Source organism: Sphingomonas sp. R86521, from assembly GCF_042466235.1.
GTDB lineage: Bacteria > Pseudomonadota > Alphaproteobacteria > Sphingomonadales > Sphingomonadaceae > Sphingomonas.
Genome location: NZ_JAXHBY010000001.1, coordinates 2,602,760 through 2,629,283 on the forward strand (window position 1 = coordinate 2,602,760; position 26,524 = coordinate 2,629,283).

Consider the following 26,524-nt stretch of genomic DNA (forward strand, 5'->3'; position numbering starts at 1 on the left):
GCGAACAACGCAACCACGCCGCCCGATTACAGTGCACCGCAACAATTCATCGCACCGAAGCAACGCCTCGTCGATTAACAATGATGAACTTTTTGTCATGTGCCAGGGTGAGCAGTGCCCGGTGCGGGCATTCTAGATGGCGCACGCCGTTGCCGGGCGCCGTCCAGCCGACACCTCAGTGACAGGAATCCTGGTGCCGACACTCATCCCGAAATTCAATACCTGGCGCGCGGATTTGCCCGCCTCGATCGTCGTGGCGCTGGTCGCGCTGCCGCTGTGCCTCGGCGTCGCGCTGGCATCGGGCGCACCGTTGTTCGCCGGCGTCATCTCGGGGATCGTCGGTGGCATCGCCGTCGGGCTGTTCTCGAAATCCCCGCTGTCGGTCAGCGGCCCTGCCGCCGGCCTGACCGTGATCGTGCTCGCCGCGATCGAAAGCATGCCGAGCTATCAGATCTTCCTGCTCGCGGTCGTGCTCGCCGGCGTGCTTCAGCTCGCCTTCTCGTTCACCCGCGCCGGCATCCTCAGCGAATTCGTGCCGTCGTCGGTTATCACCGGCATGCTGGCCGCGATCGGCCTGATCCTGATCCTCAAGCAGATCCCGCACGCGGTCGGTTACGACGCCGAGTCCGAGGGGATCTTCGAATTCACCACCGCCGACGGCGTCAACACTTTCGCGCGTGTGTGGGACAGCCTGACCGGAAGCCTGACCCCCGGCGCGGTGATCATCGCTGCCATCAGCCTGGTGTTCCTGTTCTGGTGGGAAGGCGCGCGGCCCAAGGACGGCCCGCTGCGCTTCGTCCCCGGCCCGCTCGTCGTCGTTCTGATCGGTATCGTCGGCAACGCCATCCTCGGCGCGGTCATCCCCGCCTGGCAGCTGCAGCCGACCCACCTCGTCCAGGTGCCGATCACGCAAAGCCTCGCCGACTTCCCGTCGCTGTTCACGCTGCCCGACTTCTCCGGCATCGGCATGGCGGTGGTGTGGACCACCGCGCTGACCCTCGCGATCGTCGCCAGCCTCGAATCGCTGCTCAGCGTAAAGGCGGTCGATGAGATCGATCCGCGCCGCCGCCGCACCGACAAGAACTGGGAACTAATGGCGCAGGGCGGTGGCAACATCATCTCCGGCCTGATCGGCGGCCTGCCCGTCACCTCGGTGATCGTGCGCTCGTCCGCGAACGTCGACGCCAAGGCCGAGAGCAAGCTGTCGACGATGCTCCACGGCTTCTGGCTGCTGGTCAGCGTCGCGCTGATCCCGGCGGTGCTCAACCTGATCCCGCTGTCGGCTCTTGCCGCGGTGCTGATCGCGACCGGCTACAAGCTGACCAAGCCGAAGCTCTTCCTCGAACGCTACAAGCAGGGCTGGACCCAGTTCATCCCGTTCGTCGTCACGGTGGTCGCGATCCTGTTCACCGACCTGCTCGAAGGCATCGTGATCGGCATCGTCGTCGGCTTCGTGTTCGTCATCGCGCGCAACTTCCGCACCGCGATCACCTTCGCCTGCGACGGCACCGACTGCTTGGTCCGGGCCCGTCGCAACCTGTACTTCATGCACAAATACGAGCTGCAAAAGGCGCTCGATCGCGTGCCCGACGGGTCGACCGTGCTGATCGACCTGTCGTCGACCAACTATGTCGATCTCGACAACGTCGACATCATCAACGCCTTCATCAAGGGCGCCGGCTACCGCGAGATCACGGTCAGCGTCCGCGGAGACGTTGCCGGCAAACGCGCCCAGTTGATCAACGCCCCCTCCACCGAGGTCGCCTACACATGAGACGCTACAAACAGCTCCTGCTCGCCAACAAGGCCTGGGCAGCCGAACTAACGGACGAGAATCCCGACTTCTTCGCGCGCCAGGCCGTCGGGCAGAGGCCCGAATTCCTCTGGATCGGCTGCTCCGACAGCCGCGTCAGCCCCGAACAGATGACGATGACGCAGCCCGGCGGCATGTTCATCCACCGCAACATCGCCAACCTCGTCAACGACGACGACCTCAACCTGATGTCGGTGCTGCAATATGCTGTCGACGTGCTGGGCGTGAAGCACGTCATCGTCTGTGGCCATCACGGCTGCGGCGGGATCAAGGGGACGCTCGGCGGCGGCACGGAAGGGCCGGTCCATGACTGGCTCGCCACCGCACGCCAGGTGCTGAGCGAGCATCAGGACGAGATCGACGCGCAGGCTAGCGAGGAGGCCAAGGTCAACCGCCTGGTAGAGGTCAACGTCCGGGACCAGATCGTCCGCCTTGCGCGCACCGCCACGATCCAGGCCGCGTTCGCCCGCGGCCAGGAAGTCCTGCTCCACGGCTGGGTCTACGACATCCGCGACGGGCTGATCAAACCGATGATGGAGATCGATTCGACGACCGTGCTCGACGAGGTCGGCCGCCCGGACAAGGTGCTGGTGTAAGCGAGCGACGCCCGCTTGTTTCCCCGCGAAGGCAGGGAACCAAACCGGGCTCGCCCCTTCGCGGGAGAACAACGCAGTACGCAGAGATTCCGAACCCGAACGATGCCTACCCCGGCAGCTTGAACCCTACGCGCTGTGTCGTCGCGCCGCAGCCGAGGCCGCCGTCCGGCCGGTATGTCTTCGCAAATTTCACCTTGCCGAAGAATTTCGCGCCTGCCTCCGAAAAGATGAAGGGGGGATAGCTCAGCAGCGCACGCTGGTTGATGACCGTTCCATCGGCACCAACGTCATACTGGACCTGTGTCCAGCCTTCGAAACCCCAGCGGAGCGCCTCCATCGGGAACGCTTCGGAGCCTGGCATGGAGACCATCTTGGGCGGCGCATCCATGATCGCGCACTGGTTCGCCGTAAGGCCGGTAGACGCGAACGCCGCTCGCGCCGCCTCGACCTGCCCGTTGCGCTGCTCGATCGACGCGATCCGGATGAGCGCGCCAATCCGCAAAGGATCATTGGCTTGCAGCGCCTTGTCGTCCGCCACTTGGTGCAACACGACGAGCGACGCGTCGTTCTTCGCGGACTTGCCGTTCCGGGTGCCCACACCATCCACCAGAAGCAATCGGATCGCGGCGCGCGCCTGAGGGTCTTTCGCGTAGGCCGGTTCTGCCGTCATCGGGGACAGGATGCGTTCGTAGACCCCGGTTTTCCACCGATCGGTAACGGCATCGACCCGCGCCGGTAGGTCGAGTGCCAGCCGCACATCGGCCGGCGCATCGTTCGCAGTCGCGATGACCAGCCCCTGCGCCTCGAGCGGCGCGCGGTCCTCGCGCGACAGCGTGGGATTGGCCACGAGCCGGTGGATCGCCGCCAGCGTCCGCAGGCTGTTCGGCGACTGCGCCATCGCGGCGGCCAGTTCGGCACGTTGCGCGCCAAGCGCCGCGGCCTGCGGTCCCTGGGATGGCGGCGACAGCGCGACTCCCTTGCTGGTAAGCCATTGCTCGAGTGCGCCGTCCAGTCCGTCCTGGATCGATGGGCGTGCGAACGCCGTCGAACACCGCATCTCGACGCGCGCATGGTAGCGGAAGAATGGCGGGATCGCCTCGACCTTATCCGCCGGCCACGACCATCCCTTTACAGCCCGCGCGAATTCCAGCGCTACCTTACCGCCCCCGGCGGCATAGACCGGCGTGGCCTGCGAAACAGTTCCGTCGGGCGCTATCGTAAAGTCGACCACGGCGACATCCTGCGGCTTGAGCCCGGCTTCGCCGCCGCAGTCCGGCGAACTCATCTCGGCTGCGGGATCGAACGATCCCTTGGCGAGCCTGCCCGCGCCCGTATACGCCATGTACCGCCGCGCCTCCTCCGCGTCGCCCGACAGCAGGTACGCGATAGCCGTATCCGAACGGACAGACGCCTGCAGCGGTGTGATCTTGTTGGTATTCAACCCGCCGAGCAGCCTGATCGTCTGCAACGCACTGGCGCGGGCGCCCTTGATATCGCCGGTGTTGAGCAGCAGGATCGTTCGCTGTTGCCCGAATAGCGCGCGGCTTTGATCGTCGACCTTGGCTGACGCGAACACAGCCTCGCTACGCGCCAGCGTGGACGCCGCCGCCGAGGGATCGACGAATATCTGAGCGGACACCAGCGACAGCATCGCGCCAAGCTTGTCGGACGCCGCCGTCGCGCTGGCTTCGGCGCTTTCGAACGCGGCGACCGCCCCGGCGTAATCGAGGGTATGCGTCGCGATCTCGCCGATCACCAGGAATGCGCGCGTGCGATCTTCGGCAAGGGTCGGGTCGGCAGCCTGCAGGAGGGCAAGTCCCCCGCGCGCCGCAGCAAGCGCATCGTCGTCGCGGCCCAACCAGAACAGGATCGGCGCTTTGCGGACCAAAACGATGCCGCGAGTCCTCGATCCGGGCTTGGTGCGCGTCTCTAGCTTTTGCCAAGCAGCCAGCGATGCCGTGCGGTCGTCCTTGGTATCGAGCAACGTCGCCGCCTCGAAATCCTGCTGTACCGTCCGCGTCGGCGTCTGAGCCGTGGCACCGGAAATGACTATGCAAGCCGTGCTCAACGCCACGATCGATCGAATCCGCATCATATCCCCCTGATTTCCCGGGGGTTGATCTGCAGTGCTTTGCGCGAATGTGCCAGAGGGTCTGTAAGCCGGGTTCTGTCCATTCCCGATCCTTCGATCGGAAGTTGGGCGACCATTCCTCTAGGACGACGCTTGCGCGCCGCCTCAAGCAACCAACCCGGGTGACGAGCTGGAACGAAGCCCGTGTGCCACCCCTATTCGGCCTTGCTCCCGGTGGGGTTTGCCGTGCCGCCCCTGTTACCAGGCGCGCGGTGCGCTCTTACCGCACCCTTTCACTCTGACTGGGCCGAAGCCTTAGCCGTCTGCTCTCTGTGGCACTGTCCCTGGGGTCGCCCCCGCCGGGCGTTACCCGGCACCGTCGTTCCGCGGAGCCCGGACTTTCCTCGCGGATGCCCTTACAGCATCCCCGCGGCCGCCCGACCCTCTGGCGGAGCGACCCCTAGTCGTCCCCCATCGGTTTGGGAAGCAGCAACGCGAGCAGGATCATCCGGCACTCGGCATCGATCTCACCGTCGACCATCTCGGGGCGGAAACGGCGCTGGAACGCCATGATCGCCGCCATCCGATTGGCCACGTCATAGCCGAACCGCTCGAGCGCCAGGCAAAAGCCGGCCTCGGTCCAGCACGGGTCCATCAGGTTCCTGGTCGGCCGCGGCAGCGCCAACCGCCGCCGGGCAAGTTCATGCCACGGGAACAGCTCGCCCGGATCGCGCTTGCGCGCCGGCGCGACATCGGAATGCCCGACGACGTTGCCACGGGTAATTTCGTGGCGATCCTTGATCTCGGCAACGAGTTGCAGAACCGCCGCGATCTGCTCGGCGGGGAACGGGCGATAGCCGAATTCGTGGCCGGGATTGACGATCTCGATGCCGACACTCGCCGAATTGACGTCGTCGATCTCGCGCCAGTGAGAGCGTCCGGCGTGCCAAGCCCGGTCCGCCTCGTCGACCATCCGGACCACGGTACCGTCCTCATCGACCAGATAGTGCGACGAGACCTTCGCCTCCGGGTCGCGCAACCGGGCGATCGCTGATGCGCCGTCCTGCATGCCAGTATAGTGCAGCACGATCATCGTGATCGGCAACAGCCGCGCATCGAAATTGGGCGACGGCGTATCGATGATCCTCAAGCGCGCTTTCCCTCAAGCCGTTCGCCCGGGACGATAGCGGGAACGCGCGCCCGACGTAATAGTCGTTCGCTGGCGTCACGCCGGCGATCTAGCGCCCGACCACCTCGTAACATCCGCGCTGTCGCTTGCTCGGCTCGAACAGCCGCGTCTGGCCGATCACGGTCTCGCCGGCACCCATCACCAGCAGCCCGCCGGGCCCGAGGACGCCGGCGATCCGCGGGAATACCGCCGCCTTGGTCTCTCCCGACAGATAGAGCAGGACGTTGCGGCACAGCACGATATCGAACGGACCGGGCGGGATCGGCCCTGCCACCAGATTGGCCCGTCGATAGGTAACGAGCTTGACCAGCTCGGGGCTTGCGAGCCAGTCGGTGCCGTTGCTGTCGAACCAGCGCATCATGCGTCGCACTGGCAGACCGCGCTGGATCTCGAATTGCGTATAGCGTCCGGCGCGCGCGCGGGTAATTGCGGCATCGGAGACGTCGGTTGCGACGATTTCGGGTACCGGTATCCCAGTCGCCTCGTGACGCTCGGCGAACAGCATCGCCAGCGACAGCGGTTCCTGCCCGGTCGAACAGCCTGCGCACCAGATCCGTACGCGGCGTTTCTCCGCCTCCGCCTGCTCGATCGCCGCGACGATGGTCTCGAACACCTGCGCGTCGCGGTAGAAGCTGGTTTCCTGGTTGAGCAGCGCGTCGACGATGCGGTCGCCGATCACCCGGTCGTTGCCCTCCAGCATGTGCGTGACGAGCTGGTCCAGCGTCTCGAAATTGCGTTCGCGCAGCAACGGCTTCAGCACCGTATCCATCCGCCACGATCGATACGCCGCGATCTGCTGACCGGTCCGCGCCTCCAGCAAGGCGGTCAGCACGGTGATGCTGCTGGCCGAAGCCACCGGCGCCGACGAGGGCAATCTTGGCGATGGCACGGGCTGCACGCTCACGGGCGAAGGCGCGACGCGACGACGCGGCCGATCGCATCGGGATTCATCACCGCGTCGGCAATCCCGGAAGCCGCAACCGCGCCAGGCATGCCCCAGACCACGGAGCTCGCCTGGTCCTGCGCGATCACGCAGCCGCCGGCATCATGGACCCGGCGCGCGCCATCGGTGCCGTCACGCCCCATCCCGCTCAGCACGATCGCCAGCATCCGCGGTCCGTAAACCTCGGCCATCGATACCAGCATCGGATCGACCGAGGGCATGCACCCGGTCGCCGACGGATCGGTGACCAGCCGCAGCGCGGCACCGCCATCGCCCAGCTTGACGCATTTCAGATGCGCATCCCCCGGCGCGACCACGATCCGCCCGGCGCGGATCCGCAGCCGGTCGGTCGCGACCTCGCACGGCCGTCCGGTCAGGACCGCGAGCTGGGCCGCGAAATAGGGCATGAACGACGCTGGCAGGTGCTGGGTCACGACGATCGGCAGCCGGAACCCGGGCGGCAGCACGCGCAGCAACTGGCTGATCGCATGGATTCCGCCGGTCGAGGCGCCGATCGCGACGATGTCATAGTCGCCGCTGCCGCTGCGCGGTGCGACGAATGCCCGGGGAGCAGTCGACTCGACCGGCAGCGGCGCCACCGTCGCCGCCGGGCGGACCAGTTTCGGCGCCGGTATCGCCGCCGGCTCGTACAGCCGTTCCAGCTTCTCGATCAGCGCCGCGCCGAACCGGCCGGTCAGCGCGGAGCTCGCGCCCGGCTTCACCAGCGTCTCGGCCGCGCCCAGCGCCAGCGCCTGGACCGTGATCGCCCCGCCATCGGCAGCGGACGACGACACGATCAGCACCTTTGCGCCCTTGCCGGCTGCGATCAGGTCGGGAAGCGCGGTCAGGCCGTCGCGTCCCGGCATCTCGATATCGAGCAGGATGAAGTCGACGTCGTCGCGCGCCAGAAACTCGAGCGCCGCCACCGCATTGGCGACCGCGCCGGCAACCGCGAAACGGTCGCTCGCGTCGATCATGCGGCTCATCACCGCGCGCGCGACGACCGAATCGTCGACGATCAGGACGCGCGCGCCGTCGGCACGTGGGCGCGTACCGGCACGCACAGAGATCGGGTAGGTCATCGCGGCCAGCCCCGGATCAGGCCATGCCGACGATCTGGAGTTTGCTTTCCAGCGTATCGCGATCGAACGGCTTCATGACATATTCGTCGGCCCCCGCTTCGATCGCGGCGCGGATATAGGCCATGCCGTTCTCGGTGGTGCAGAACACCACCTTGGCGCGCCGTGGAACCTCGGCCTCGCGCAGTGCCCGCAGGAAATCCATCCCGCTCATCACCGGCATGTTCCAGTCGAGCAGGATGACGTCGGGCATCGACACCATGCACGCCTGCATCGCCTCACGCCCGTCGCACGCTTCGCTGACCGTGAAGTCGAGCGTCTCCAGGATGTGGCGCGCGACCTTGCGGATCACCTTCGAATCATCGACGACAAGACAGGTCTTCATGAATGGCCTTCCGGGAGTGTCCTGAGCCTTGCTAGCCGCCAAAGCGTAAGCGTCGCGTTAAGCCCATGGGCTTTTACGCCGGTACGGCGGTCGGGACGACGGCAGTCAGGTCGAGGATCAGCAGCGGCTCGCCGTCGCGCTCGACGATGCCGGTGCCGGCGCGCGCCCAGCCGCGGTCGAGCGCCATGCCCGATGCCAGCGGCAGCCGCTCGAACGGCGCGACGTCTTCGAGCGAGTCGACCAGCACGGCGTAATGATGGCCGTCGATGCGCGTGATCACCGCGCGCCGGGCGCTGGCCGGCGTCGGGTCCAGCCCCAGCGCGATGCCGGTATCGATCACCGTCACCACTCGGCTGCGCAGCGCCGCGAGCCCGCGCACGGCACGGTCGGCGAGCGGTACCGCGACCACGTCGCCGATATCGACGACCGAATCGACCTGACCGGATTCGATGGCGACCCCGCGGCCGGCGATATGCGCGATGAGAAACAGGTCCATCAGCGTGCCCCCGCCCCGGCGCCATGGCGGGCGACACGCTCCGCCATCGCCTCGATCAGCGCAGGACGATCGTAGCGATAGATACTGGCGTCATCCGCGCCCTGCCCGGTCCGGTTGCGGCGCAGCGTCACGACCGGCGCCAGGCTGACGGGCTCTGCCGCATCGTCCATCGCCAGCGTAATCACGGCCTGTTCGTCGGCACCGAGCTTGGTCACGCACCGATAGCCCGACGCCTCGAGCGCCGGCTTCAGGAACGTCTCCATCCAGCCCGATCCATCGACCTGCAACAGGCACACCGGTTGCGTCGCATGCACCACCGGCTCGCCTGCGAACAGCGCGTGCGGATCGACCAGTTCGACCTGTTCGCCGGCGATCATGACGACACCCGCGATCGGCCCGGCGTCGCGCGCCGGCGCCATCGCCTTGGGCAAGGTGACGATCTCGATCGGCTCCGCGATCGCATAGGCGATCTCGCTGTCGCCGTCGGTCAGGCGCAGCACCGGAACTTCGGTACGGCCCGCGAGGTCGCCGAGCATGTACAGCGGCACCGTGGTGCCCCCGATCGCAAGACGCATCGCGCCGGCGGTGAAGCGAATCGCGGAGGTCGAGACCGGTTCGACCCGGTCGATGACCGCGAGCGCGATGGCGCGACGCTGGCCGTCCAGATCGTCGAACAGCAACGCCTGCACGCCGGGCTCCTCGGCCTCGGCGGCCGCATCGTCCGCGACCGGCGCAGCGACGAATTTCAGCCCCGCCACCGCGGCGATGCCGCCGCCATCGAGCAACAGCATCGGCAAGCCGCTGTCGGGCAGCGTCATGCCCGCATAGATGCGCGTCGCCATCACCGCGGACGAGGCCGGCTTCACCACCAGTTCTTCGGTATCCAGCACGGTATCGACGCCAAGCGCGTAATTGCCCTCGCGGGTCGAGACGATGACCAGGTTGGTCGGCGGTGCATCGTCGATCTTCAGCAGTTCGCCGAGCGACACCAGCGGCATCCGCCGCCCACGCACCGCGACGGTCGCGGCATCGCCGATCATGTCGATCCGCACCTGGTCGCCGCGCACCCGGACGATCTCCTCGATCGCCTGGCGGGCGAGCGCGAACCGCTGCGCGCCGACGCCGACGATGATCGTCGACAGGATCGACAGCGTCAGCGGCACGTGGATGACGATCCTGAGCCCCTTGCCGGGCTGGTTGGTCAGCACTACCCGCCCGCCGATCTGTTCGATATTGGCGCGCACGACGTCCATGCCGACGCCGCGTCCCGAGATCGCGGTCACGGTGTCGCGGCTCGACAGCCCGGCGTGGAAGATCAGGTTCAGCTGCGCAGCCTCGTCCATCGCCGCGAGCTCGGCTTCTCCGTAGAGGCCCTGCTGTCGCGCCTTGGCGATCAGCCGCGCGGTGTCGACGCCGCGACCGTCGTCGGCGATTTCGATCAGGATCTGGTTGCCCGACTGGCGCGCCGACACGACCAGCCGGCCGGTCTGCGGCTTGCCCCCGGCGACGCGATCGGCGGGGGATTCGATACCGTGGTCGACCGAGTTGCGGATGACGTGCGCCAGCGGATCGCGCATCAGTTCGATCATCTCGCGGTCGAGTTCGACATCGGCGCCCTCGACGACCAGCGTGACCGCCTTGCCGAGTTCGGCGGCGGTATCGCGCACCATCCGCGGCAGCGCCGAGAACAGCGCGTCGATCTTTTGCATCCGCGTCCGCGTCACCGTCTCGCGCATGTCGGCGACCGTCAGCGACAGCCGTTCCAGCGCCGCTTCGACCGCCGGGTCGGAGGCGGAGTCGCGCAACCGCCGTGCCAGCTCGTTGCGGGCCAGCACCATCTCCGACATGCCGCTCATCATGCGGTCGAGCAGGTCGACGTTCAGTCGAACGCTCCGGCTTGCCGACCGATTCGCGATGATCGGCACCACGGCCATAGCCGGCCGCGCATCCTCGGCGAGTGCTGCGATCAGCAGGTCCTCGCTCGAATCGTCCAGCGGGACGCCGGCGTCGATCGCCTCGACCAGTTCCGCGATCCGGTCGACGATCGCGAGCACGGCATCGACCAGCGCGGTATCCGGCACCCGCTTGCCGTCCCGAACCGAAGCCAGCACGTCCTCGGCGGCATGGCTGAGCCGTCCGAGCCGCGGCAGGTCGAGGAACCCGCAGCTGCCCTTTACGGTATGGACGAAGCGGAAGATCGAATCGAGCCGTTCGCGATCGGCGGGCTGCGCCTCCCAGGCGACGATCTCCCCCGAGATCGCCTCGAGCGTCTCGCGGGTCTCGGCAATGAATTCCTGTAGCAGATCGTCCATGCCGGCCCCGTGGTCAGGCATCCGTCATGACCGACCGGGGTTAAGACTGCGTTAGCTTTGCAACCGGCCTCACGGTCCGCAGTTCGCTACCGGGCGTTGAATACCGCGCCGAAGATCATGACCCCGTCGTCCGGTTCGGACACCAGCACGGTTCCCCCCGCCTCGGTCACCAGCGTGTTGATCATGTACGCCGCCGCAGCACGGGGCGTGACGTCGTGGACGCCTTCGCCCTCGATCAGGGTACGCCGGATCTCCGGATCGAGGACGATGCGGCCGCCTTCGATCTTCACGACGATCTCCAGATGCCCCTCGTTATCCTCGCCGCCGATATCCATCCGGCCGCCGCGCACCAGCGATTCGCTCGCCATCAGCGCCAGGTTCATCAGCACCTTGATCGCGGTCTTGGGCATCGTCGCTTCCTCGACCGCCCAGTGCAGCTCGATGCGCTTGTTCTCCGCGATCAGTCCCTCGATCGCGCCCCGCGCCTCGTCGGTCGCGACCATCTCACCGAACCCGCCCGCGGCCCCGAACGCGAGCCGGAAGAATTTGAGCTTGCTGGCGGACACCCGCGCGCTGTCGGCGAGCAGTTCCATGCAGCGCTCGCGCATTGCCGGATCGGTCTCGTCGGCGAGCAGCTCCAGCCCGTTGTTGAGCGCACCCACCGGCGACAACAGGTCGTGGCACAATCGCGAACACAGCAGGCTCGCGAAATCGACCGGGCTGACAGTCATGGAAATCCTCTCGTCGTGACGGCGTCTTGTGGCGATGCGGTTGGGCGTAGGCAAGTCGTCCGCCGCGAATGCCGCGGAACTAGGTGGCGAGCGGTTCCTCGACGAACGCCCCGATCTCCACCGACCGCCACGCCCGCGCATCGCCGCCGGCCAGGATCAGCCACAGTGCGCCGTCTCCCATCGCCTGGGCCGCATCGCGCGGGGACGGAACCGGGATGCCGGAGGGGTGCGAATGATAATGCCCGACGACCGCCAATCCACCGCGGCGCGCGTTTCGATGCGCGGCGAACAGCGCGGCGGGATCGATCTCGAAGGTCCGCGCCGGGTTCGCCGCGACGTTGCGACATGCTTCCGCCGCTTCGATGCGGTTGGGCGTGCCGAGCAGCAGCCCGCAGATCTCCGCATCGGGCGATGCGCCTGCCGCCGCCACCAGGGTGGCCAATAGTCCGCTTGAAATCGAAACGCTCATCGCCACATCGTTAAGACATGGACCGGGGGGTTTCCATCATCGAAGCATCGATCACGGCGGCGACGGACGGGCTGCGGCTGGACCGTGCGCTGGCGGATGTGCTGCCGGAGATGTCGCGGGCGCGGGTCCAGGCGTTGATCGCGGCCGGCGCGGTGTCGCGCGATGGGCGGCCGGTGAATGACGCATCGCGGCGTGCGACGCTGGGCGAGATCTTCGCGGTGGCGGTGCCGGCTCCGACGCCGCTGCACAACGAAGCGCAGGATATTCCCCTCGTCGTTGCGTACGAGGACGACGAACTGATCGTGATCGACAAGCCGGCGGGGCTGGTCGTGCATCCGGCAGCGGGCAATTACGACGGGACGCTGGTCAACGCGCTGCTGCATCATTGTGCAGGCAACCTGTCGGGGATCGGCGGCGTGGCGCGACCCGGTATCGTTCACCGGATTGACAAGGATACCTCGGGGCTGATGGTCGCCGCCAAGTCCGACCGCGCCCACGAAGGCCTGGCACGGCAGTTCGCGGACCACAGTATCGACCGGCGCTACAAGGCGATCGTCGCCGGCGTGCCGCGCCCGTCGGCCGGCACCGTCGACGCGCCGCTCGCGCGCAGTCCGCAGAACCGCAAGAAGATCGCGATCGTCGCGAACGGCAAGCGCGCGGTGACGCATTTCTCGACGCTGACCCCGCTGCGCGGTGCGGCACTGGTGGAATGCCGACTGGAGACGGGACGCACGCATCAGGTCCGGGTGCACATGGCGTCGCTGGGCCATGCCTTGCTCGGCGACCCGGTCTATGGTAGAACAAAACACGCTCAAAAGTCGCTTCTCGAAACGTTGGATTTCCGACGGCAGGCCTTGCACGCTGCACGCCTCGGGTTCATTCATCCCGTGAGTGGGGTCGCTTTGGCGTTCGACAGCGAAATGCCTGCCGATATGCAGGAACTGTTCAGCCACCTTCACGTATAGCTACCAAGCGAATTGCCGCAGTGCGGCATGCGCTTCAGGAAAGGGAATTCATATCATGGCAGCCCGCAGCAACGTTCCGGCGACCATTCCCGCGCTCGGCAGCGAGGCGGGCCTCAACCGCTACCTCGCCGAGATCAAGAAATTCCCGATCCTGCAGCCCGAGCAGGAGTTCATGCTCGCCAAGCGGTTCCAGGAACATGGGGACACCGATGCGGCCGCGCAGCTGGTGACGTCGCACCTCCGCCTCGTCGCGAAGATCGCGATGGGCTATCGCGGCTATGGCCTGCCGACCTCCGAGCTGATCTCCGAGGGGAACATCGGCCTGATGCAGGGCGTGAAGAAGTTCGAGCCCGACCGCGGCTTCCGTCTCGCGACCTATGCGATGTGGTGGATCCGCGCCTCGATCCAGGAATATATCCTGCGTTCCTGGAGCCTTGTGAAGATGGGGACGACGGCGGCGCAGAAGAAGCTGTTCTTCAACCTTCGCCGTATGAAGAGCCGTCTCGACGCGTTCGAGGATGGCGACCTGCGTCCCGAGCACGTCACCAAGATCGCCACCGACCTGGGCGTCGCCGAGACCGATGTCGTCAGCATGAACCGTCGCATGGCGATGGGCGGCGACACCTCGCTCAACGTGCCGATGCGCGAGGATGGCGAGGGCCAGTGGCAGGATTGGCTGCAGGACGATGCCCCGCTGCAGGACAAGATCGTCGCCGACGCGCAGGAAGCCGACGTTCGGCACTCGATGCTGGTGTCGGCGATGGACGATCTCAACGAGCGCGAGCAGCACATCCTGACCGAGCGGCGCCTGACCGACGATCCCAAGACGCTCGAGGAACTGTCGCAGGTCTATAACGTGTCGCGCGAGCGGGTCCGCCAGATCGAGGTGCGCGCGTTCGAGAAGCTGCAAAAGGCGATGATGCGGATCGCTGGCGAAAAGCGCCTGCTCGCAGCCTGATATGGTCGGCACCGTCGTCATCGGCGGCGGTGCAGCCGGGATTGCCGCGGCACGCGCGCTGCACGATGCGGGCGAGGACGTGCTGCTGGTCGAGGCGAGCGATCGCCTCGGCGGTCGCGCGCATAGCGTGACGCTCGACGGGTTGGGCATGGTCGATCACGGCTGTGGCTGGCTCCACTCCGCGGCGCGCAATCCGTGGACCGACATCGCAGAGACTGCCGGGTTCACGGTCGATCGATCGTCGGCGAACTGGCGGACTCAGTGGCACGATCTCGGCTTCCCCCCGGCGGATCAGTACGCGGCGCACGCTGCCTATGCATCGTGGAATGCGCGTGCCCTTGCGGCGCTGGACGGCGCGGACCGGCCGCTGTCCGACTTCGTCGCGGCGGACGACCGGTGGCGAGGGATGATCGACGCGATCTCCGGCTATGCGAACGGCGCGCCGCTGGCGCAGGTGTCGCTGCACGACTGGGCGGCGTACGAGAATGCATCGACCGAGGATAACTGGGCGGTGGTCGAGGGTTACGGCACGGTCGTCGCGAACCACGCCGCCGGCGTCCAGGTAAGGCTGTCGACCCCCGTCACCCGGATCGACCATCATGGCCGGAGCCTGAAACTCGAAACGCAGGCCGGCACGATCGAGGCCGACCGGGTCATCGTCTGCGTACCGACCACCGTGCTGGCGAGCGGCGCGCTGACGTTCGATCCCCCGTTGGCGGACAAGCAGGCCGCCGCCGATGCGCTGCCGCTCGGGCTGGCGGACAAGGTGTTCCTCGAAGTCGACGGCCCCGAATGGCCCGCCAACGCGCATCTCGTCGGCAACCCGTACAGCGCGTGCACCGCCAGCCACCGGCTGTCGCCGTTCGGGTTGCCGCTGATCGAGAGCTTCTTCGGCGGCGACTGCGCGGAAGCGCTGGAGGACGGCAATGCCGCGCAGTTCGCGATCGACGAACTCGTCGGCCTGCTGGGAAGCGACTGGCGCCGCCGACTGACGCCCCGCGGAACGACGCGTTGGCGGCACGTCCCGCATATCGGCGGCAGCTATAGCCATGCCAAAGTTGGTCAGGCAGGCCAGCGCGCCGTGCTCGCCGCGCCCATCGACGATCGCCTGTTCTTCGCGGGGGAAGCGTGCCACCCGTTCGACTTCTCGACGGCACACGGCGCGTACGAGACCGGCGTCGCCGCGGCGCGCGCGATTTGCCAGCGGCGCACGATCGCATAAGGAGCGGCGATGGTCGCTCGCATCCTCCGCATCGCCTTGAAGGCCGGTTTGCTGTTCGTCGTCGTGACGGTGGCGTGGGTCGGGCTGTATCGCTTCGTCCCGCCGCCGTTCACCTGGACGATGATGGGCGATGTCGTCGCTGGGCACGGCGTCACCAAGGACTGGATGTCGCTGTCGGAGATGGACCCGGACATGCCCCGCGCCGCAATCGCGGGCGAGGATGCGCGATTCTGCAAGCATAACGGCTTCGATTTCCGCGCGATGGCCGGCGCCGCGGCACGCAATGCGCAGGGCGGCCGGATCCGCGGCGGATCCACGATCAGCCAGCAGACCGCGAAGAATGCGTTCCTGTTCCAGGGCGGCGGCTATGTGCGGAAAGCGTTCGAAGCGTATTTCACCGTGCTGATCGAGGCGCTGTGGGGCAAGCGCCGGATCATGGAGGTGTATCTGAACATCGCCGAGACCGGGATCGGCACCTATGGCGCGAACGCGGGGGCGATGCGGTACTTCCATCACGACGCGTCGCACCTGTCGCCGACCGAGGCCGGGCGGATCGCCGCGGTGCTGCCGCTGCCCAAGAAGCGCGCGGCGATCGATCCGCACGGGTTCGTCAGGCGCCACGGCAATACGCTGTCGCGGCGTGTCGGCGTGGTGCGCAACGACGGGCTGGATGCGTGCCTGAAATAGCGGGGAAGTCGCCAGACATCGTGCGGGATGCGGTGATGGCGCTCGTTGCAAAGCGGTCACCGGAAGCGACAGTATGTCCGAGCGAAGTGGCGCGGACGCTCGCCAAAGGATCGGCCTCCGACGCTTGGCGCGACGCGATGCCTGCGGTTCACGCGGCTGTCGACGAGCTCGTGGCGGACGGCTTGGTCAGCCTGAGCTGGAAGGGCGCGCCTCTTGCGGCAAGGGACGGCCCGTACCGGATACGGCGCGCGTTGTCCTGAAGCCCGTTCGTCCGCTCGGGACTAACGGGCTTTAGGATCGAAAGCTCAGAACGGCAGCTTGAACCCCGGCGGCAGCTGCAGGCCGCTGGTCATCTTCGACATCTCGGTGCCGGACACTGCATCGGCCTTGGCCCGCGCGTCGTTGAACGCGGCGGTCAGCAGGTCCTCGAGCATCTGCTTCTCGGCCGGCACGATCAGCGAATCGTCGATCGATATGCCAATGATCCGACCCTTGGCGGACGCCTTGACCTTGACCAAGCCGCCGCCCGATGCGCCCTCGACCTCGATCGTGTCGAGATTGGCCTGCGCCTTTTCGAGTTCGCTCTGGACGTTCTGCGCCATGGCGAGGATTTCGTCGATGTTCTTCATGCGTTGCTCCGTTGGCCGGGCCAGGTTTCGAGTTCCGCGTCGGGAAACGCCTCTCGCGCGGCCGTCATCATGGGGGATTCCATATAGTGCTGCTTGTTCGCCGCGTCAGCCGCCTCCTGCTTTTCGCGCAAGGTCGGCTCGCCCGGCGCGTCGGCCAAGGTCACCCGCCATACCGTCTGGGTCAGGGCCTTCAGCACGCCAGTGAACTCGCTCAGCGTATCGGCGGAGATCGGGCGGCTGCCGCTGAGGACGATTTCGGGCGGGGCGTAGCTGACGAGCCGCGCGCCGTGACGCAACCGTGCCGCGATCGCGATCGAGCCGTTGTCGTCGAGATGGTTGACCAGCGCTTCGAACGTCTCGGGGAAGGTCGGGCCGGTGGCGACGGGTTCGGCAGCAGGGGCCGGCGGAGGTGCGGGCGCGACGGGCGCCGCGATCGTCGGCATCGGCGCGCCGCTGGCGATCTGGCGGGCGAGCTCGCCGGGATCGGGCAGCGTCGAAGCGTGGATCGCACGCAGCAGCGCCATTTCCGCCGCCTCGATCGGCAGCGCAGCCTTCGCGACCTCGTCATGGCCCTTCAGGAACAGCTGCCACAACCGGTGCAGCGCGGGGAACGACAGCGCCGCCGCCCATTCGGCACGCGCCGCGCGTTCCTCCATCGGCTGCGCGGCGTCGGGCGGCGTGCCGACCTTGGTCAGCGTGATGCCGTGGACGGTTTCGAGCAGCGAGCGCAGCACCGACACCGGGTCGACGCCGTAGTCATATTGCCGGCGCAGCGACGCGAGCGCGGCCGCAGCGTCGGCGTTGAGGATCAGGCCGAGCAGATCGCGGACCGCGCCGCGATCGGACAGGCCGAGCATCTGCCGGACCGCATCCGCGGTGACGCCGGCGCCGTCCAGGCTGCCGTGGGCGATCGCCTGGTCGAGGATCGACAGGCCGTCGCGCGCAGAGCCTTCCGCGGCGCGGGCGATCAGCATCAGCGCCTCGGGTTCGGCAACCACGCCTTCCTGTTCGGACACCCAGGCGAAATGCGCGGCGAGTTGTTCGGCGGAGATGCGACGCAGGTCGAAGCGCTGGCAGCGCGACAGCACCGTCACCGGCACCTTGTTGACTTCGGTCGTCGCGAACAGGAATTTCACATGCGCCGGCGGCTCCTCCAGCGTCTTCAGGAGCGCGTTGAACGCGTTCTTCGTGAGCATGTGGACTTCGTCGATGATGTAGATCTTGAAGCGTGCACTGACCGCAGAATAGCGCGATGCGTCGATGATCTCGCGGACGTCGTCGACGCCGGTATGGCTGGCGGCGTCCATCTCGATGACGTCCATGAACCGACCTTCGGCGATCGCGGTGCATGGTTCGCAGACGCCGCACGGATCGATCGTCGGACCGCCCTGCCCGTCCGGGCCGATGCAGTTGAGCGCCTTGGCGATCAGGCGCGCGGTCGAGGTTTTCCCGACGCCGCGGACGCCGGTCATCAGGAAGGCATGCGCGAGCCGGTCGCGCTTGATCGCGTTGGCGAGCGTCTGGACCATCGCGTCCTGCCCGATCAGCTCGGAAAAGGTCTGCGGGCGATATTTGCGCGCGAGGACGCGGTACGCGGCGTCCGGCGCTTTGGTCGGCTGCGGGGGTTCGCCCAGGTCGAAGGAATCTGACATTGCGGGTGGTATAGGCGGTTTGGGGGGCGCTGTCGAAGGGCTAGCGGTCGAAGTCTCCACGGCGTGACCCCCTTCTGTTCCCTCGCGAACGCGGGGGCCCAGGGTTCGGGGTGCTGCCAACAGTTAGAAGGAAGTGCGCTGCGGCTTAGCCGCATCGTCAGTCGGCGCTTTGCGCCGCTGGCCGCGCTCATGTTTGCTTGCAAACATTCGCGGTGGGAGCCGGGACGACCCGCGGCGGAATCGTTGTGGCTGCTTCCTTCCGGATCTGACCAAGTTGGCGACGACCTCGTCCGCCCGACTCCCGCGTCGCCTATGGCGGGGTCGGGCGGTATGTTCAAGCCGGATTAGCGGCTACGGCCTTAGCGGCGGATACGCACCGTGCGGCAAACCCGATCGCGACGGCCGTGATGACGTTCGACGCGGCAGACCCGGCGGGTCGTCACGCGGTGGCGAGCATAGCCGCCATTGTGGCGAACGACGGTGCGCTCATGGACGACGGTCCGCTGTGCGGATGCCTTGGCAGCAATGCCGACCGGCGCGAGCCCGGTGAGTGCGACGAGACCGGCGGCGGCGATGGTGAACAATTTCATGATTTTCTCCTGCTGGGCGCGGGCTCCTGCGAACCCTGCGCCGATTTCAAAACAGTGCGCGCTCGTTACGGTTCCGTATCAGCGGCGGAAGCAGCGGCGGACCGGGCCGTAATAGCCGCGCTCGATCCGGCAGACGACGCGGTGCCGTCCATAGCCGCGCGGACCGCCATAGCCGCCCCGGTATCCGCGATAGCCGCGATCCCGGTAGCCGCCGCGATACCCGCCCCGGTACCCGTCATGGCCGCGATATCCGTCGCCACCGTGCCAGCCGTGGCCACCGCCGCGATAACCGTCGTAACGCTGCGCGTCCGCCGGGACTGCTCCGATTGCGCCGACCGCGAGGGCTGCGGCGCCGAGCATGGCAATCATCTTCATCATCGATACTCCTCTGCTGGCCCCGTACTCTGGGGCGATGGAGGGATAATCGGCTCTCGCGCGTGGACGTTCCCTGAACCCGCTGTTGTGTGGATGTAAGGTTTGCGTTGCGGTCCTCGTTCCCCATCCTGACGCGCCGTCTCGCCCTCGCGCCCCCCTCCGTCATCCTGACGAAAGTCAGGACCCAGGGTACCGGGGACGGCGCCTGTGGCTCTGGGTCCTGACTTTCGTCAGGATGACGGAAATAGGGGTAAGCTCATCCCGGCATCCGCACGGTCAGCCCGTCGAGCGCCGCAGTCAGCCGAATCTGGCAGGCGAGACGGCTGGTCCGGGTCGCGTCGCGCGCGAGGTCGAGCATGTCCTCCTCGTCCTCGCTCGCCGGCAACAGGCGAGCGAAATCGGCGGGGTCGATAACGACATGGCAGGTCGCGCAGGCGAGATCGCCTTCGCAGGTCCCCTCCAGCGGCTGGCCATCGGCCTGCGCGACGTCGAGCAGCCGCGCACCGTCTTCGGCCTCGACGGTGCTGATCGTGCCGTCGCGGGCGATGAACCGGACGATCACGACCATTGCCCTTCCGCCGCGGCGACGATCGCCGCGATCGCCTCGCCCAGTTCCGCCTCGGTGGTGTAGCGGCCGAAGCCGAGCCGAATGCTCGACCGCGCCTGCACCTCGCTGAGCCCGATCGCGCGGAGGACGTGGCTGGAGCGCCCCGACCCGCTGGCGCAGGCGGACCCCGCGGAAAACGCGATGTCGCGCAGGTCGGACATCAGCCGGTTCACGTCCAGGCCGTCCCTGCGGATGTTGAGGTTGCCGAAATAGCGGTGGTCGAGCGCGCCGTTGACCTGCCAGCCGGGGAGCATAGCGCGAGCGGATTCGAACAGCGCGAGGACATGGGCGTCGTCCGCGTCGCGCCGCTCCGCCATCAGTCGCGCGGCAACGCCGAAGCCGGCGCAGAGTGCGGGCGACAGCGTACCCGAACGACCCGGCGCTTCCTGCGCCCCGCCGTGCAGCAGCGGCGCGAGGTCGACACCGTCGCGGAGCCACAACGCGCCGACGCCCTTGGGCCCGTAGATCTTGTGCGCGGAGATCGCGATTAGGTCGACCGTCGCGGGGATTTCGACGCGGCCATAGCCTTGCACCGCGTCGCACAGCATCAGCGCGCCGGCTGCGTGCGCGAGGTCGGCGAGCGCCGCGATCGGCTGGATCACGCCGATCTCGTTGTTGACCAGCATTGCGGCGACGAGCCCGGTACCGGGCGCGATCGCGGCGCGCGCGACCTCCAGATCGACCAGGCCGTCCGCGCCGACCGGCAGGATCGTGAACGGCCGACCGCTCGCCTGCACGGTGTCGAGCACCGCGGCGTGTTCGGTGGCGAGCGTCACGATGGGACCGCGCGTCCCCTTGATCGCCCAGTTGAGCGCTTCGGTAGCGCCGCTGGTGAACGCCAGTCGGCCGGGGGGGAGCAGCGCGGCGATCTGGTCGCGGGCGATTTCGACGGCGGCCTTCGCGCGGCGGCCTTCGCCGTGGGCGGAGTGCGGGTTGGCGTGCTGCGATTCGAACCAGGGCAGCATCGCGGCCAGTGCCTCGGGCGCGAGCGGGGTGGTTGCCTGGTAATCGAGATAGGTCATGCGGCCCGCCTGACGTCGCGTGCGACGCGCGTCCAGGCTTCGGCGAACCGTGCGACGTCGTCCGCCGTGGTGGTCCACCCGAAGCTGACACGGACGATTTCCGCGGCGGCTTCGGGCGGATAGCCCATCGCGGCGAGGACGTGGCTCGGCCGCATGCTGCCCGAGGAACACGCGCTGCCCGCCGAGACCGCGAAGCCGGCCATGTCGAAGCGGATCAGCTGCGCGGCGGAGGAGACGCCGGGCATGCGATAAGCCGCGATCGTCGGGATCCGGAGCGAGCCGCGCGCAACGATCTCGCCGCCATGCTCGACCACGACCGCGTCCAGTTCGGCGCGGAGCGCGGGCATCGTGTCGAACCAGTCGCGCGGCGCCTCCAGTGCGGCGGCGAAGCCGAGCGCGCCCGGCAAATTCTCGGTCCCGCCGCGATAGCCGCGTTCTTGCCCGCCGGTCGGGTCGAGCAAGCCGAGGTCGCGGACCAGCAGCGCGCCGATCCCCGGTGGCCCGCCGAGCTTGTGTGCGGAAACGACGATCAGGTCGGCGTCGGGGAGCGGCAGCTTGCCGGCGGTCTGCGAACAGTCGCGTAGCCCGGCATGCGCGACCTCCTGCAACACGCCGGTCTCGCTGTTGGCGGACTGGATCGCGACGAAACCAGGCGGCAACGCCGCTGCGAGACCGTCGCTGCCGACCGGGATCAACGCCCCCTGCCCCGCACGCAGCACTGCGTCATGCTCGACCGCGAGCATCGCCATGTCGCCACGCCCGCGGAATGCCAGCGCGATCGCCTCGCTGGCACCACTGGTCAGGATCACGTGATGCGGCCAGTCGAGCGCCGCCGCGATCCGCCGTCGCGCATCCTCCAGCGCAGCCCGTGCCGCACGGCCCTCGGCATGCGGCGACGACGGGTTCGCCCAGCGCGTCATGCCGTCGCTCACCGCCGCGATCGCCTCCGGGCGCATCGGCGTGGTCGCGGCATGATCGAGGTAGATTCGGGAGGCGTTGCGGGCCAGGGCCGGTTCCAATTGCGAAAAGGGGCTCGCCGCCTATATAGCGCGCATAGTCCGGCACTCCACCCGAGTGCGCCTCCAGTTCGCGAGTGCCCCATGCCAGAAGTCATTTTTCCCGGTCCCGAAGGCCGTCTCGAAGGTCGTTTTGCGCCGGGGCCGCGTCCGCGCGCACCCGTTGCGATGATCCTGCATCCGCATCCGTCGGCGGGCGGCACGATGAACAACGCGATCGTCCAGCAGCTGTACAAGACCTTCCAGCGCCGCGGGTTCGCGACGCTGCGCTTCAACTTCCGCGGTGTCGGCAAGAGCCAGGGCGTGTTCGACAACGGCGTCGGCGAGCTGAGCGATGCGGCGAGCGCGCTCGACTGGGTGCAGAGCTTCCACCCCGAGGCGCAGACGACCTGGATCGCCGGCGTCAGCTTCGGCGCGTGGATCGGCATGCAGCTGCTGATGCGTCGCCCGGAAATCCGCGGCTTCATCTCGATCGCGCCGCCGGCCAACCTGTACGACTTCACCTTCCTGGCGCCGTGCCCGTCGAGCGGGATCATCATCCAGGGCGAAGGCGACGAGGTCGCGACGCCCGGCGCGACGCAGAAGCTGGTAGACAAGCTGCGCACGCAGAAGCACATCACGATCCATCACGACACCATCCCCAAGGCGAACCACTTCTTCGAGCACGAGATGCCGCAGCTGATGGGTAGCGTGGACAAGTATCTGGATATGCGGCTCGATCCGAACTCGCCGATCCGGTGATTTTGTCCTTCTCCCCTCGGGGAGAAGGTGGCGCGGTAGCGCCGGATGAGGGGGAGTTGGGGATAGAGATACTCTCCCTAACTCCCCCTCACCCTCCCGCCGCAAGAGCGGCGGGCCCCTCCCTCTCCCCGAAGGGAGAGGGTTTTAGAGCGTCCAGATCGCTACGTTGCCGATCAGCACGGCGGCCATCACCAGCATCAGGATGCCTTTGCGGCGGTCGCGCTTCCGCGCGATCATGACGCCGCCACCGATCAGGCAGGCGAACGCGCCAAGCATCGCGATGGCGGGCGCGGCACCGGCGATCGCGGTCAGGGTCGGGTTCATCCTCCCATCGCCTTAGCATAATCCCCCAGGTCGACATTGCCGCCGGACAGGATGATCACCATCCCCGGCCTGAGCGCGACCTTCCCCGCCAGCACCGCAGCGAGCGCGACGGCGCCCCCCGGCTCGATCACCAGCCGCAGTTTCTCCGCCGCCCAGCGCTGTGCCGCAGCGGTTTCCGACTCGCTCACCGCGACGCCAGTCGCGCCACGCCGCGACAGCACGTCGAACGTCAGCGGCGACACTTCGCGGGTCATCAACGCGTCGCAGGCGGTCGGCGGCGGATTTTCCCCGACCGGCTCGATCACGCCGGTTGCCAGGCTGCGGGTCATGTCGTCCCAGCCTTCGGGCTCGACGATCGTCATCTCCGCGTCGGGCACCGCCAGCGCCAACCCGGCCGCGAGTCCGCCGCCGCTGCACGGCACCACGATCCGCGTCGGCGCCGGCAGTGCCATCGCCGCACACTGCGCCAGTATCTCGATGCCGGCGCTGCCCTGCCCCTCGATCACCCAGGGATCGTCGAAACTCGGCACCAGCGTCGCACCGCGCGCGGTCGCCAGCGCCGCGGCGATCACTTCGCGGCGTTCGGTCGCGCGATCATAGTCGACGACCTCCGCACCCATCGCGAGCGTGTTGCTCCGCTTCACTGCAGGCGCATCCGCGGGCATCACGATCGTCGCCGCGATCCCCAGCCGCCGCGCTGCCCAGGCGACGCCCTGCGCATGATTCCCCGAGGAGAACGCCACGACGCCACGCGCCCGAGTCGCGTCGTCGAGTGCGGTCAGCCGATGCCACGCGCCGCGAATCTTGAACGCGCCGATCGGCTGCAACGATTCCGCCTTGAAGGCGACCGGCATGCCATTGATTTCATGGACGAAAAGCGGCGTCGGCGGCAGGATGCGCGCGATCTTTTCGGCGGCGTCCCGCAGGCCCGCTCGTGTCGGCTGTCGCAAAATCGTCACATGTCGTCTCCTGTGGACCACAGCCTATTTACATGGGGGGCCGGCGACCCTAGATCGCTCTTCCGCTGCCCCATGGGACTTCCAACCGCAAGGCAGTGTTTTCGTATTTGTCTCAGGACATTGGAGGTCCCTTGAATTGCACAAGCATCATAACGCGCTGGGGTTAGCGACCACCCTTTCACCGGTTAATCCGGTAACTCTGGTCCGTCCTCACGCCGCTGCCCGTGCGGCCCGGTTCTTCGTCGAGAAGTTCCCGGGTCGTTCGATGTATGCGGTGAAGGCGAACCCGTCTCCCGAATTGCTCCAGATCCTCTGGGACAACGGCATCACGCACTATGACGTCGCCTCGTTGACCGAGGTACGCCTGGTTGCGCGCACGTTGCCGGACGCGACCCTGTGCTTCATGCACCCGGTCAAGGCCGAGGAAGCGATCCGCGAGGCGTATTACACGCATGGCGTCCGCACCTTCTCTCTCGACAGCCTGGAAGAGCTCGAGAAGATCGTTCGTGCGACCAACGCAGCATCCGACCTGACGCTGTGCGTCCGGTTGCGGGTGTCGTCCGAGCATTCGAAGCTCAGCCTCGCGTCGAAGTTCGGCGCGGCGCCGCACGAAGCCAAGGCGCTGCTGTTCGCGGCTCGCCAGGCGGCAGACGCGCTCGGCATCTGCTTCCATGTCGGTTCGCAGGCGATGACTCCGGAAGCCTATTCGAACGCGATGGAGCGCGTCCGTGCGGCGATCGTCGAGGCGGCGGTCACGGTCGACGTCATCGACGTCGGCGGCGGCTTCCCGTCGAGCTATCCCGGCATGGAGCCACCGCCGCTGGAGCGGTTCTTCGAGACCATCCACCGGTCGTTCGAATCGCTGCCCGTCAGCTATTCGTCGGAACTGTGGTGCGAGCCCGGCCGGGCGCTGTGTGCGGAATATTCGTCGCTGATCGTGCGCGTCGAAAAGCGTCGCGGGTCGGAGCTGTACATCAACGATGGCGCATACGGCGCGCTGTTCGATGCAGCGCATATCGGCTGGCGTTTTCCGGTGCAGCTGCTCCGCGAACCGGACAGCCGCGCGCGGGACATGGAATTCAGCTTCTATGGTCCCACGTGCGACGACATGGACCATATGGCCGGGCCGTTCATGCTGCCGGCCGACATGCAGGCCGGCGATTACATCGAGATCGGCATGCTCGGCGCCTATGGCTCGGCGATGCGGACCGCGTTCAACGGCTTCGGATCGGACCAGACGGTGATCGTCACCGACGAGCCGATGGTCTCGCTGTACGACGACGCATACCAGGTGGTCGCGTCGAACGTCGTCACGCTGTAACGCAGTTGCATTAACTCCCCTCCCGCTTGCGGGAGGGGCCGGGGGTGGGCTCGCGCTCTCCCCCGCCGGTATCGCTTGCCGTTAGCGCGAGCCCACCCCTAGCCCCTCCCGCAAGCGGGAGGGGAATGGAGACAGACATTGACCGAAGCCACCAACGACACCCGCATCGACGCGCAGCGCAAGGCGGAACTCCTCTCGACCACCGTCGAGCATATCGACATCACCAGCTTCGACGCGCGGCCGATCGTCGATGCGATGAAGAAGATGTCGTTCACCAGCCGCGATCTCGGCCGTGCGACCGACATCTACAACCAGATGCTGGCCGACAAGGACTGCACGATCTTCCTCGTGATCGCAGGCTCGACGAGCGCCGGCGGTTGCATGGACCTGTATGCCGAATTGCTGCGCAACAACATGATCGACGGCATCGTCGCGACCGGCGCGACGATCGTCGACATGGATTTCTTCGAGGGCCTCGGCCACAAGCATTACCAGGCGCTCGAGGTGCCGCACGACGACGTGCTGCGCTCGCTGATGATCGACCGTATCTACGACACCTATATCGACGAGGAAGAGCTCCAGCACGTCGATCACACGATCTTCGAGATCGCCGAGACGCTCGAGCCGCGCGCCTATTCGAGCCGCGAGTTCATCCGCGAGATGGGCAAGTATCTCGTCGAGCACGGCAAGAAGGAGAACAGCCTCGTCAAGCTCGCCTATGAGCATGACGTGCCGATCTTCTGCCCGGCGTTCGTCGATTCCTCGGCGGGCTTCGGTCTGGTCAAGCATCAGGTCGACGCGGTGAAGGCGGGCAAGCCGTACATGGTCCTCGACGCGATCGCCGACTTCCGCGAGCTGACGGAGATCAAGATCAAGGCGGGCACCACGGGGCTGCTGATGATCGGCGGCGGCGTGCCGAAGAACTTCATCCAGGATACCGTGGTTTGCGCCGAGATCCTCGGCCACGACGACGTCCAGGTTCACAAGTACGCGGTGCAGATCACGGTCGCCGATGTGCGCGACGGTGCGTGCTCGTCCTCGACGCTGCAGGAGGCGGCGTCGTGGGGCAAGGTGAATACGGGCATCGAGCAGATGGTGTTCGCCGAAGCCGGTTCGGTGATGCCGCTGCTGGCGTCGGACGCGTATCATCGTGGGCTTTGGAAGGACCGCCCGGTCCGCAAGTGGGGCGCGAGCTTCGACTGATCCGTTAGGTAGGCGTTCACCACGCTAACCGAAACGGCCCACCACGGCGGAGGCCGGGGCCCAAATGGGGGACGGTAGTAACGGAGGATCGTTCTTCCTTACACCGACCGCCCAATTGGGCCCCGGCCGCCGCCGGGGTGGTCGTGTGCGCCGACACCTATATCGATCA

28 protein-coding genes and 2 other RNA genes are annotated in these 26,524 nt (G+C 67.2%); 10 read left to right on the forward strand and 20 right to left on the reverse strand.

Features of this window, described 5'->3' with window-relative positions:
• Nucleotides 1-193 precede the first annotated feature (193 nt).
• Together SJY20_RS12035 and SJY20_RS12040 are read left to right on the forward strand one after the other, a co-directional pair.
• Nucleotides 194-1,774, forward strand: coding sequence for a SulP family inorganic anion transporter (locus tag SJY20_RS12035; protein WP_380787163.1), 1,581 nt, complete (start codon nt 194-196; stop codon nt 1,772-1,774).
• Nucleotides 1,771-2,409, forward strand: coding sequence for a carbonic anhydrase (locus SJY20_RS12040; protein ID WP_380787164.1), 639 nt, complete (start codon nt 1,771-1,773; stop codon nt 2,407-2,409). The genes SJY20_RS12035 and SJY20_RS12040 overlap by 4 nt, the downstream gene beginning before the upstream one ends.
• 106 nt (nt 2,410-2,515) lie before the next feature.
• Here the strand turns inward: SJY20_RS12040 and SJY20_RS12045 are convergent, their stop codons facing one another.
• The 10 genes from SJY20_RS12045 to SJY20_RS12090 all read right to left on the reverse strand — a co-directional run bounded on the left by SJY20_RS12045 (nt 2,516) and on the right by SJY20_RS12090 (nt 12,084).
• Nucleotides 2,516-4,501, reverse strand: a complete 1,986-nt coding sequence (locus SJY20_RS12045) for a hypothetical protein (RefSeq protein WP_380787165.1) — start codon at nt 4,499-4,501, stop codon at nt 2,516-2,518.
• Nucleotides 4,502-4,549: 48 nt separating this feature from the next.
• An RNA gene (rnpB, locus tag SJY20_RS12050) (RNase P RNA component class A) lies at nt 4,550-4,929 on the reverse strand.
• 11 nt (nt 4,930-4,940) lie between these two features.
• On the reverse strand, nt 4,941-5,573 hold the full coding sequence (locus SJY20_RS12055) for an N-acetylmuramoyl-L-alanine amidase (RefSeq protein WP_380788679.1): 633 nt from the start codon (nt 5,571-5,573) through the stop codon (nt 4,941-4,943).
• Nucleotides 5,574-5,718: 145 nt separating this feature from the next.
• Entirely contained in the window at nt 5,719-6,525 is an 807-nt protein-coding gene (locus SJY20_RS12060; protein ID WP_380787166.1) for a CheR family methyltransferase, read from the reverse strand.
• 44 nt (nt 6,526-6,569) lie between these two features.
• The gene (locus SJY20_RS12065) at nt 6,570-7,694 is read right to left on the reverse strand and encodes a chemotaxis protein CheB (protein ID WP_380787168.1); all 1,125 of its coding nucleotides are present in this window, start codon (nt 7,692-7,694) and stop codon (nt 6,570-6,572) included.
• A 16-nt stretch (nt 7,695-7,710) separates the two neighbouring features.
• Nucleotides 7,711-8,076, reverse strand: coding sequence for a response regulator (locus tag SJY20_RS12070; protein ID WP_380787170.1), 366 nt, complete (start codon nt 8,074-8,076; stop codon nt 7,711-7,713).
• A 73-nt stretch (nt 8,077-8,149) separates the two neighbouring features.
• The gene (locus SJY20_RS12075; protein WP_380787172.1) at nt 8,150-8,572 is read right to left on the reverse strand and encodes a chemotaxis protein CheW; all 423 of its coding nucleotides are present in this window, start codon (nt 8,570-8,572) and stop codon (nt 8,150-8,152) included.
• Nucleotides 8,572-10,884 carry a chemotaxis protein CheA gene (locus SJY20_RS12080; protein WP_380787173.1) on the reverse strand — a complete coding sequence of 771 codons (2,313 nt, stop codon included), beginning with the start codon at nt 10,882-10,884 and terminating at the stop codon, nt 8,572-8,574. Before SJY20_RS12080 ends, SJY20_RS12075 begins: the two co-directional genes overlap by 1 nt.
• Before the next feature lie 86 nt (nt 10,885-10,970).
• Complete coding sequence (locus tag SJY20_RS12085; protein ID WP_380787175.1) at nt 10,971-11,615, reverse strand: histidine phosphotransferase family protein; 645 nt, start codon at nt 11,613-11,615, stop codon at nt 10,971-10,973.
• Between the two features lie 79 nt (nt 11,616-11,694).
• Nucleotides 11,695-12,084, reverse strand: a complete 390-nt coding sequence (locus SJY20_RS12090) for a M67 family metallopeptidase (RefSeq protein ID WP_380787176.1) — start codon at nt 12,082-12,084, stop codon at nt 11,695-11,697.
• A 17-nt stretch (nt 12,085-12,101) separates the two neighbouring features.
• On the opposite strand from SJY20_RS12090, the gene SJY20_RS12095 reads away from it, so the two are divergent.
• From SJY20_RS12095 to SJY20_RS12115, 5 genes are read left to right on the forward strand one after another with little or no spacing between them, the layout of a single operon-like run.
• Complete coding sequence (locus SJY20_RS12095; protein WP_380787177.1) at nt 12,102-13,049, forward strand: RluA family pseudouridine synthase; 948 nt, start codon at nt 12,102-12,104, stop codon at nt 13,047-13,049.
• Between the two features lie 55 nt (nt 13,050-13,104).
• Nucleotides 13,105-14,007 (forward strand): RNA polymerase sigma factor RpoH, encoded by a 903-nt coding sequence (rpoH, locus tag SJY20_RS12100; protein ID WP_147081483.1) that lies wholly within the window; start codon nt 13,105-13,107, stop codon nt 14,005-14,007.
• A gap of 1 nt (nt 14,008) precedes the next feature.
• Nucleotides 14,009-15,229 carry a flavin monoamine oxidase family protein gene (locus SJY20_RS12105; RefSeq protein WP_380787178.1) on the forward strand — a complete coding sequence of 407 codons (1,221 nt, stop codon included), beginning with the start codon at nt 14,009-14,011 and terminating at the stop codon, nt 15,227-15,229.
• Between the two features lie 9 nt (nt 15,230-15,238).
• Entirely contained in the window at nt 15,239-15,916 is a 678-nt protein-coding gene (gene mtgA, locus SJY20_RS12110; RefSeq protein WP_380787179.1) for a monofunctional biosynthetic peptidoglycan transglycosylase, read from the forward strand.
• Between the two features lie 20 nt (nt 15,917-15,936).
• Nucleotides 15,937-16,176, forward strand: coding sequence for a DUF3253 domain-containing protein (locus SJY20_RS12115; protein ID WP_380787180.1), 240 nt, complete (start codon nt 15,937-15,939; stop codon nt 16,174-16,176).
• A 45-nt stretch (nt 16,177-16,221) separates the two neighbouring features.
• Here SJY20_RS12115 and SJY20_RS12120 read toward each other — a convergent pair whose 3' ends face one another.
• From SJY20_RS12120 to SJY20_RS12155, 8 genes are all read right to left on the reverse strand, one after another.
• Nucleotides 16,222-16,545, reverse strand: coding sequence for a YbaB/EbfC family nucleoid-associated protein (locus tag SJY20_RS12120; protein WP_380787181.1), 324 nt, complete (start codon nt 16,543-16,545; stop codon nt 16,222-16,224).
• A complete protein-coding gene (locus tag SJY20_RS12125) occupies nt 16,542-18,197 on the reverse strand; it encodes a DNA polymerase III subunit gamma/tau (RefSeq protein WP_380787182.1) in 1,656 nt (551 codons plus the stop codon). Before SJY20_RS12125 ends, SJY20_RS12120 begins: the two co-directional genes overlap by 4 nt.
• A 208-nt stretch (nt 18,198-18,405) precedes the next feature.
• Nucleotides 18,406-18,503, reverse strand: an RNA gene (gene ffs, locus SJY20_RS12130) — signal recognition particle sRNA small type.
• Between the two features lie 53 nt (nt 18,504-18,556).
• Nucleotides 18,557-18,787, reverse strand: coding sequence for a hypothetical protein (locus SJY20_RS12135; protein ID WP_380787183.1), 231 nt, complete (start codon nt 18,785-18,787; stop codon nt 18,557-18,559).
• Between the two features lie 78 nt (nt 18,788-18,865).
• On the reverse strand, nt 18,866-19,162 hold the full coding sequence (locus tag SJY20_RS12140; protein WP_380787184.1) for a hypothetical protein: 297 nt from the start codon (nt 19,160-19,162) through the stop codon (nt 18,866-18,868).
• Between the two features lie 256 nt (nt 19,163-19,418).
• Nucleotides 19,419-19,730, reverse strand: coding sequence for a 2Fe-2S iron-sulfur cluster-binding protein (locus SJY20_RS12145; RefSeq protein WP_380787185.1), 312 nt, complete (start codon nt 19,728-19,730; stop codon nt 19,419-19,421).
• Nucleotides 19,721-20,791, reverse strand: a complete 1,071-nt coding sequence (locus tag SJY20_RS12150) for a cysteine desulfurase family protein (protein ID WP_380787186.1) — start codon at nt 20,789-20,791, stop codon at nt 19,721-19,723. Before SJY20_RS12150 ends, SJY20_RS12145 begins: the two co-directional genes overlap by 10 nt.
• Nucleotides 20,788-21,810, reverse strand: a complete 1,023-nt coding sequence (locus tag SJY20_RS12155) for a cysteine desulfurase family protein (RefSeq protein WP_380787187.1) — start codon at nt 21,808-21,810, stop codon at nt 20,788-20,790. The genes SJY20_RS12150 and SJY20_RS12155 overlap by 4 nt, the downstream gene beginning before the upstream one ends.
• Before the next feature lie 81 nt (nt 21,811-21,891).
• On the opposite strand from SJY20_RS12155, the gene SJY20_RS12160 reads away from it, so the two are divergent.
• Nucleotides 21,892-22,548 (forward strand): alpha/beta hydrolase, encoded by a 657-nt coding sequence (locus SJY20_RS12160; protein WP_056015710.1) that lies wholly within the window; start codon nt 21,892-21,894, stop codon nt 22,546-22,548.
• A 144-nt stretch (nt 22,549-22,692) separates the two neighbouring features.
• On the opposite strand, the gene SJY20_RS12165 is transcribed toward SJY20_RS12160, so the two are convergent.
• A complete protein-coding gene (locus SJY20_RS12165; RefSeq protein WP_380787188.1) occupies nt 22,693-22,872 on the reverse strand; it encodes a hypothetical protein in 180 nt (59 codons plus the stop codon).
• Nucleotides 22,869-23,831, reverse strand: coding sequence for a threonine/serine dehydratase (locus SJY20_RS12170; protein WP_380787189.1), 963 nt, complete (start codon nt 23,829-23,831; stop codon nt 22,869-22,871). Before SJY20_RS12170 ends, SJY20_RS12165 begins: the two co-directional genes overlap by 4 nt.
• A gap of 136 nt (nt 23,832-23,967) precedes the next feature.
• On the opposite strand from SJY20_RS12170, the gene SJY20_RS12175 reads away from it, so the two are divergent.
• Complete coding sequence (locus tag SJY20_RS12175) at nt 23,968-25,152, forward strand: type III PLP-dependent enzyme (protein WP_380787190.1); 1,185 nt, start codon at nt 23,968-23,970, stop codon at nt 25,150-25,152.
• 138 nt (nt 25,153-25,290) lie between these two features.
• Entirely contained in the window at nt 25,291-26,355 is a 1,065-nt protein-coding gene (locus SJY20_RS12180) for a deoxyhypusine synthase (protein WP_380787192.1), read from the forward strand.
• Nucleotides 26,356-26,524 lie beyond the last annotated feature (169 nt).

Excerpts from the sequence above, each read along its gene's own strand:
- SJY20_RS12045 (WP_380787165.1), bottom strand. The coding sequence starts at position 4,501 with ATGCGGATTCGATCGATCGTGGCGTTGAGCACGGCTTGCATAGTCATT.
- SJY20_RS12160 (WP_056015710.1), top strand. The coding sequence starts at position 21,892 with ATGCCAGAAGTCATTTTTCCCGGTCCCGAAGGCCGTCTCGAAGGTCGT.
- SJY20_RS12090 (WP_380787176.1), bottom strand. The coding sequence starts at position 12,084 with ATGAGCGTTTCGATTTCAAGCGGACTATTGGCCACCCTGGTGGCGGCG.
- SJY20_RS12165 (WP_380787188.1), bottom strand. The coding sequence starts at position 22,872 with ATGAACCCGACCCTGACCGCGATCGCCGGTGCCGCGCCCGCCATCGCG.
- SJY20_RS12150 (WP_380787186.1), bottom strand. The coding sequence starts at position 20,791 with ATGACCTATCTCGATTACCAGGCAACCACCCCGCTCGCGCCCGAGGCA.
- SJY20_RS12075 (WP_380787172.1), bottom strand. The coding sequence starts at position 8,572 with ATGGACCTGTTTCTCATCGCGCATATCGCCGGCCGCGGGGTCGCCATC.
- SJY20_RS12040 (WP_380787164.1), top strand. The coding sequence starts at position 1,771 with ATGAGACGCTACAAACAGCTCCTGCTCGCCAACAAGGCCTGGGCAGCC.
- SJY20_RS12120 (WP_380787181.1), bottom strand. The coding sequence starts at position 16,545 with ATGAAGAACATCGACGAAATCCTCGCCATGGCGCAGAACGTCCAGAGC.
- SJY20_RS12105 (WP_380787178.1), top strand. The coding sequence starts at position 14,009 with ATGGTCGGCACCGTCGTCATCGGCGGCGGTGCAGCCGGGATTGCCGCG.
- SJY20_RS12095 (WP_380787177.1), top strand. The coding sequence starts at position 12,102 with ATGGACCGGGGGGTTTCCATCATCGAAGCATCGATCACGGCGGCGACG.
- SJY20_RS12070 (WP_380787170.1), bottom strand. The coding sequence starts at position 8,076 with ATGAAGACCTGTCTTGTCGTCGATGATTCGAAGGTGATCCGCAAGGTC.
- SJY20_RS12140 (WP_380787184.1), bottom strand. The coding sequence starts at position 19,162 with ATGAAGATGATTGCCATGCTCGGCGCCGCAGCCCTCGCGGTCGGCGCA.
- rpoH (WP_147081483.1), top strand. The coding sequence starts at position 13,105 with ATGGCAGCCCGCAGCAACGTTCCGGCGACCATTCCCGCGCTCGGCAGC.
- SJY20_RS12055 (WP_380788679.1), bottom strand. The coding sequence starts at position 5,573 with ATGATCGTGCTGCACTATACTGGCATGCAGGACGGCGCATCAGCGATC.
- SJY20_RS12145 (WP_380787185.1), bottom strand. The coding sequence starts at position 19,730 with ATGGTCGTGATCGTCCGGTTCATCGCCCGCGACGGCACGATCAGCACC.
- mtgA (WP_380787179.1), top strand. The coding sequence starts at position 15,239 with ATGGTCGCTCGCATCCTCCGCATCGCCTTGAAGGCCGGTTTGCTGTTC.
- SJY20_RS12135 (WP_380787183.1), bottom strand. The coding sequence starts at position 18,787 with ATGAAATTGTTCACCATCGCCGCCGCCGGTCTCGTCGCACTCACCGGG.
- SJY20_RS12080 (WP_380787173.1), bottom strand. The coding sequence starts at position 10,884 with ATGGACGATCTGCTACAGGAATTCATTGCCGAGACCCGCGAGACGCTC.
- SJY20_RS12125 (WP_380787182.1), bottom strand. The coding sequence starts at position 18,197 with ATGTCAGATTCCTTCGACCTGGGCGAACCCCCGCAGCCGACCAAAGCG.
- SJY20_RS12085 (WP_380787175.1), bottom strand. The coding sequence starts at position 11,615 with ATGACTGTCAGCCCGGTCGATTTCGCGAGCCTGCTGTGTTCGCGATTG.
- SJY20_RS12065 (WP_380787168.1), bottom strand. The coding sequence starts at position 7,694 with ATGACCTACCCGATCTCTGTGCGTGCCGGTACGCGCCCACGTGCCGAC.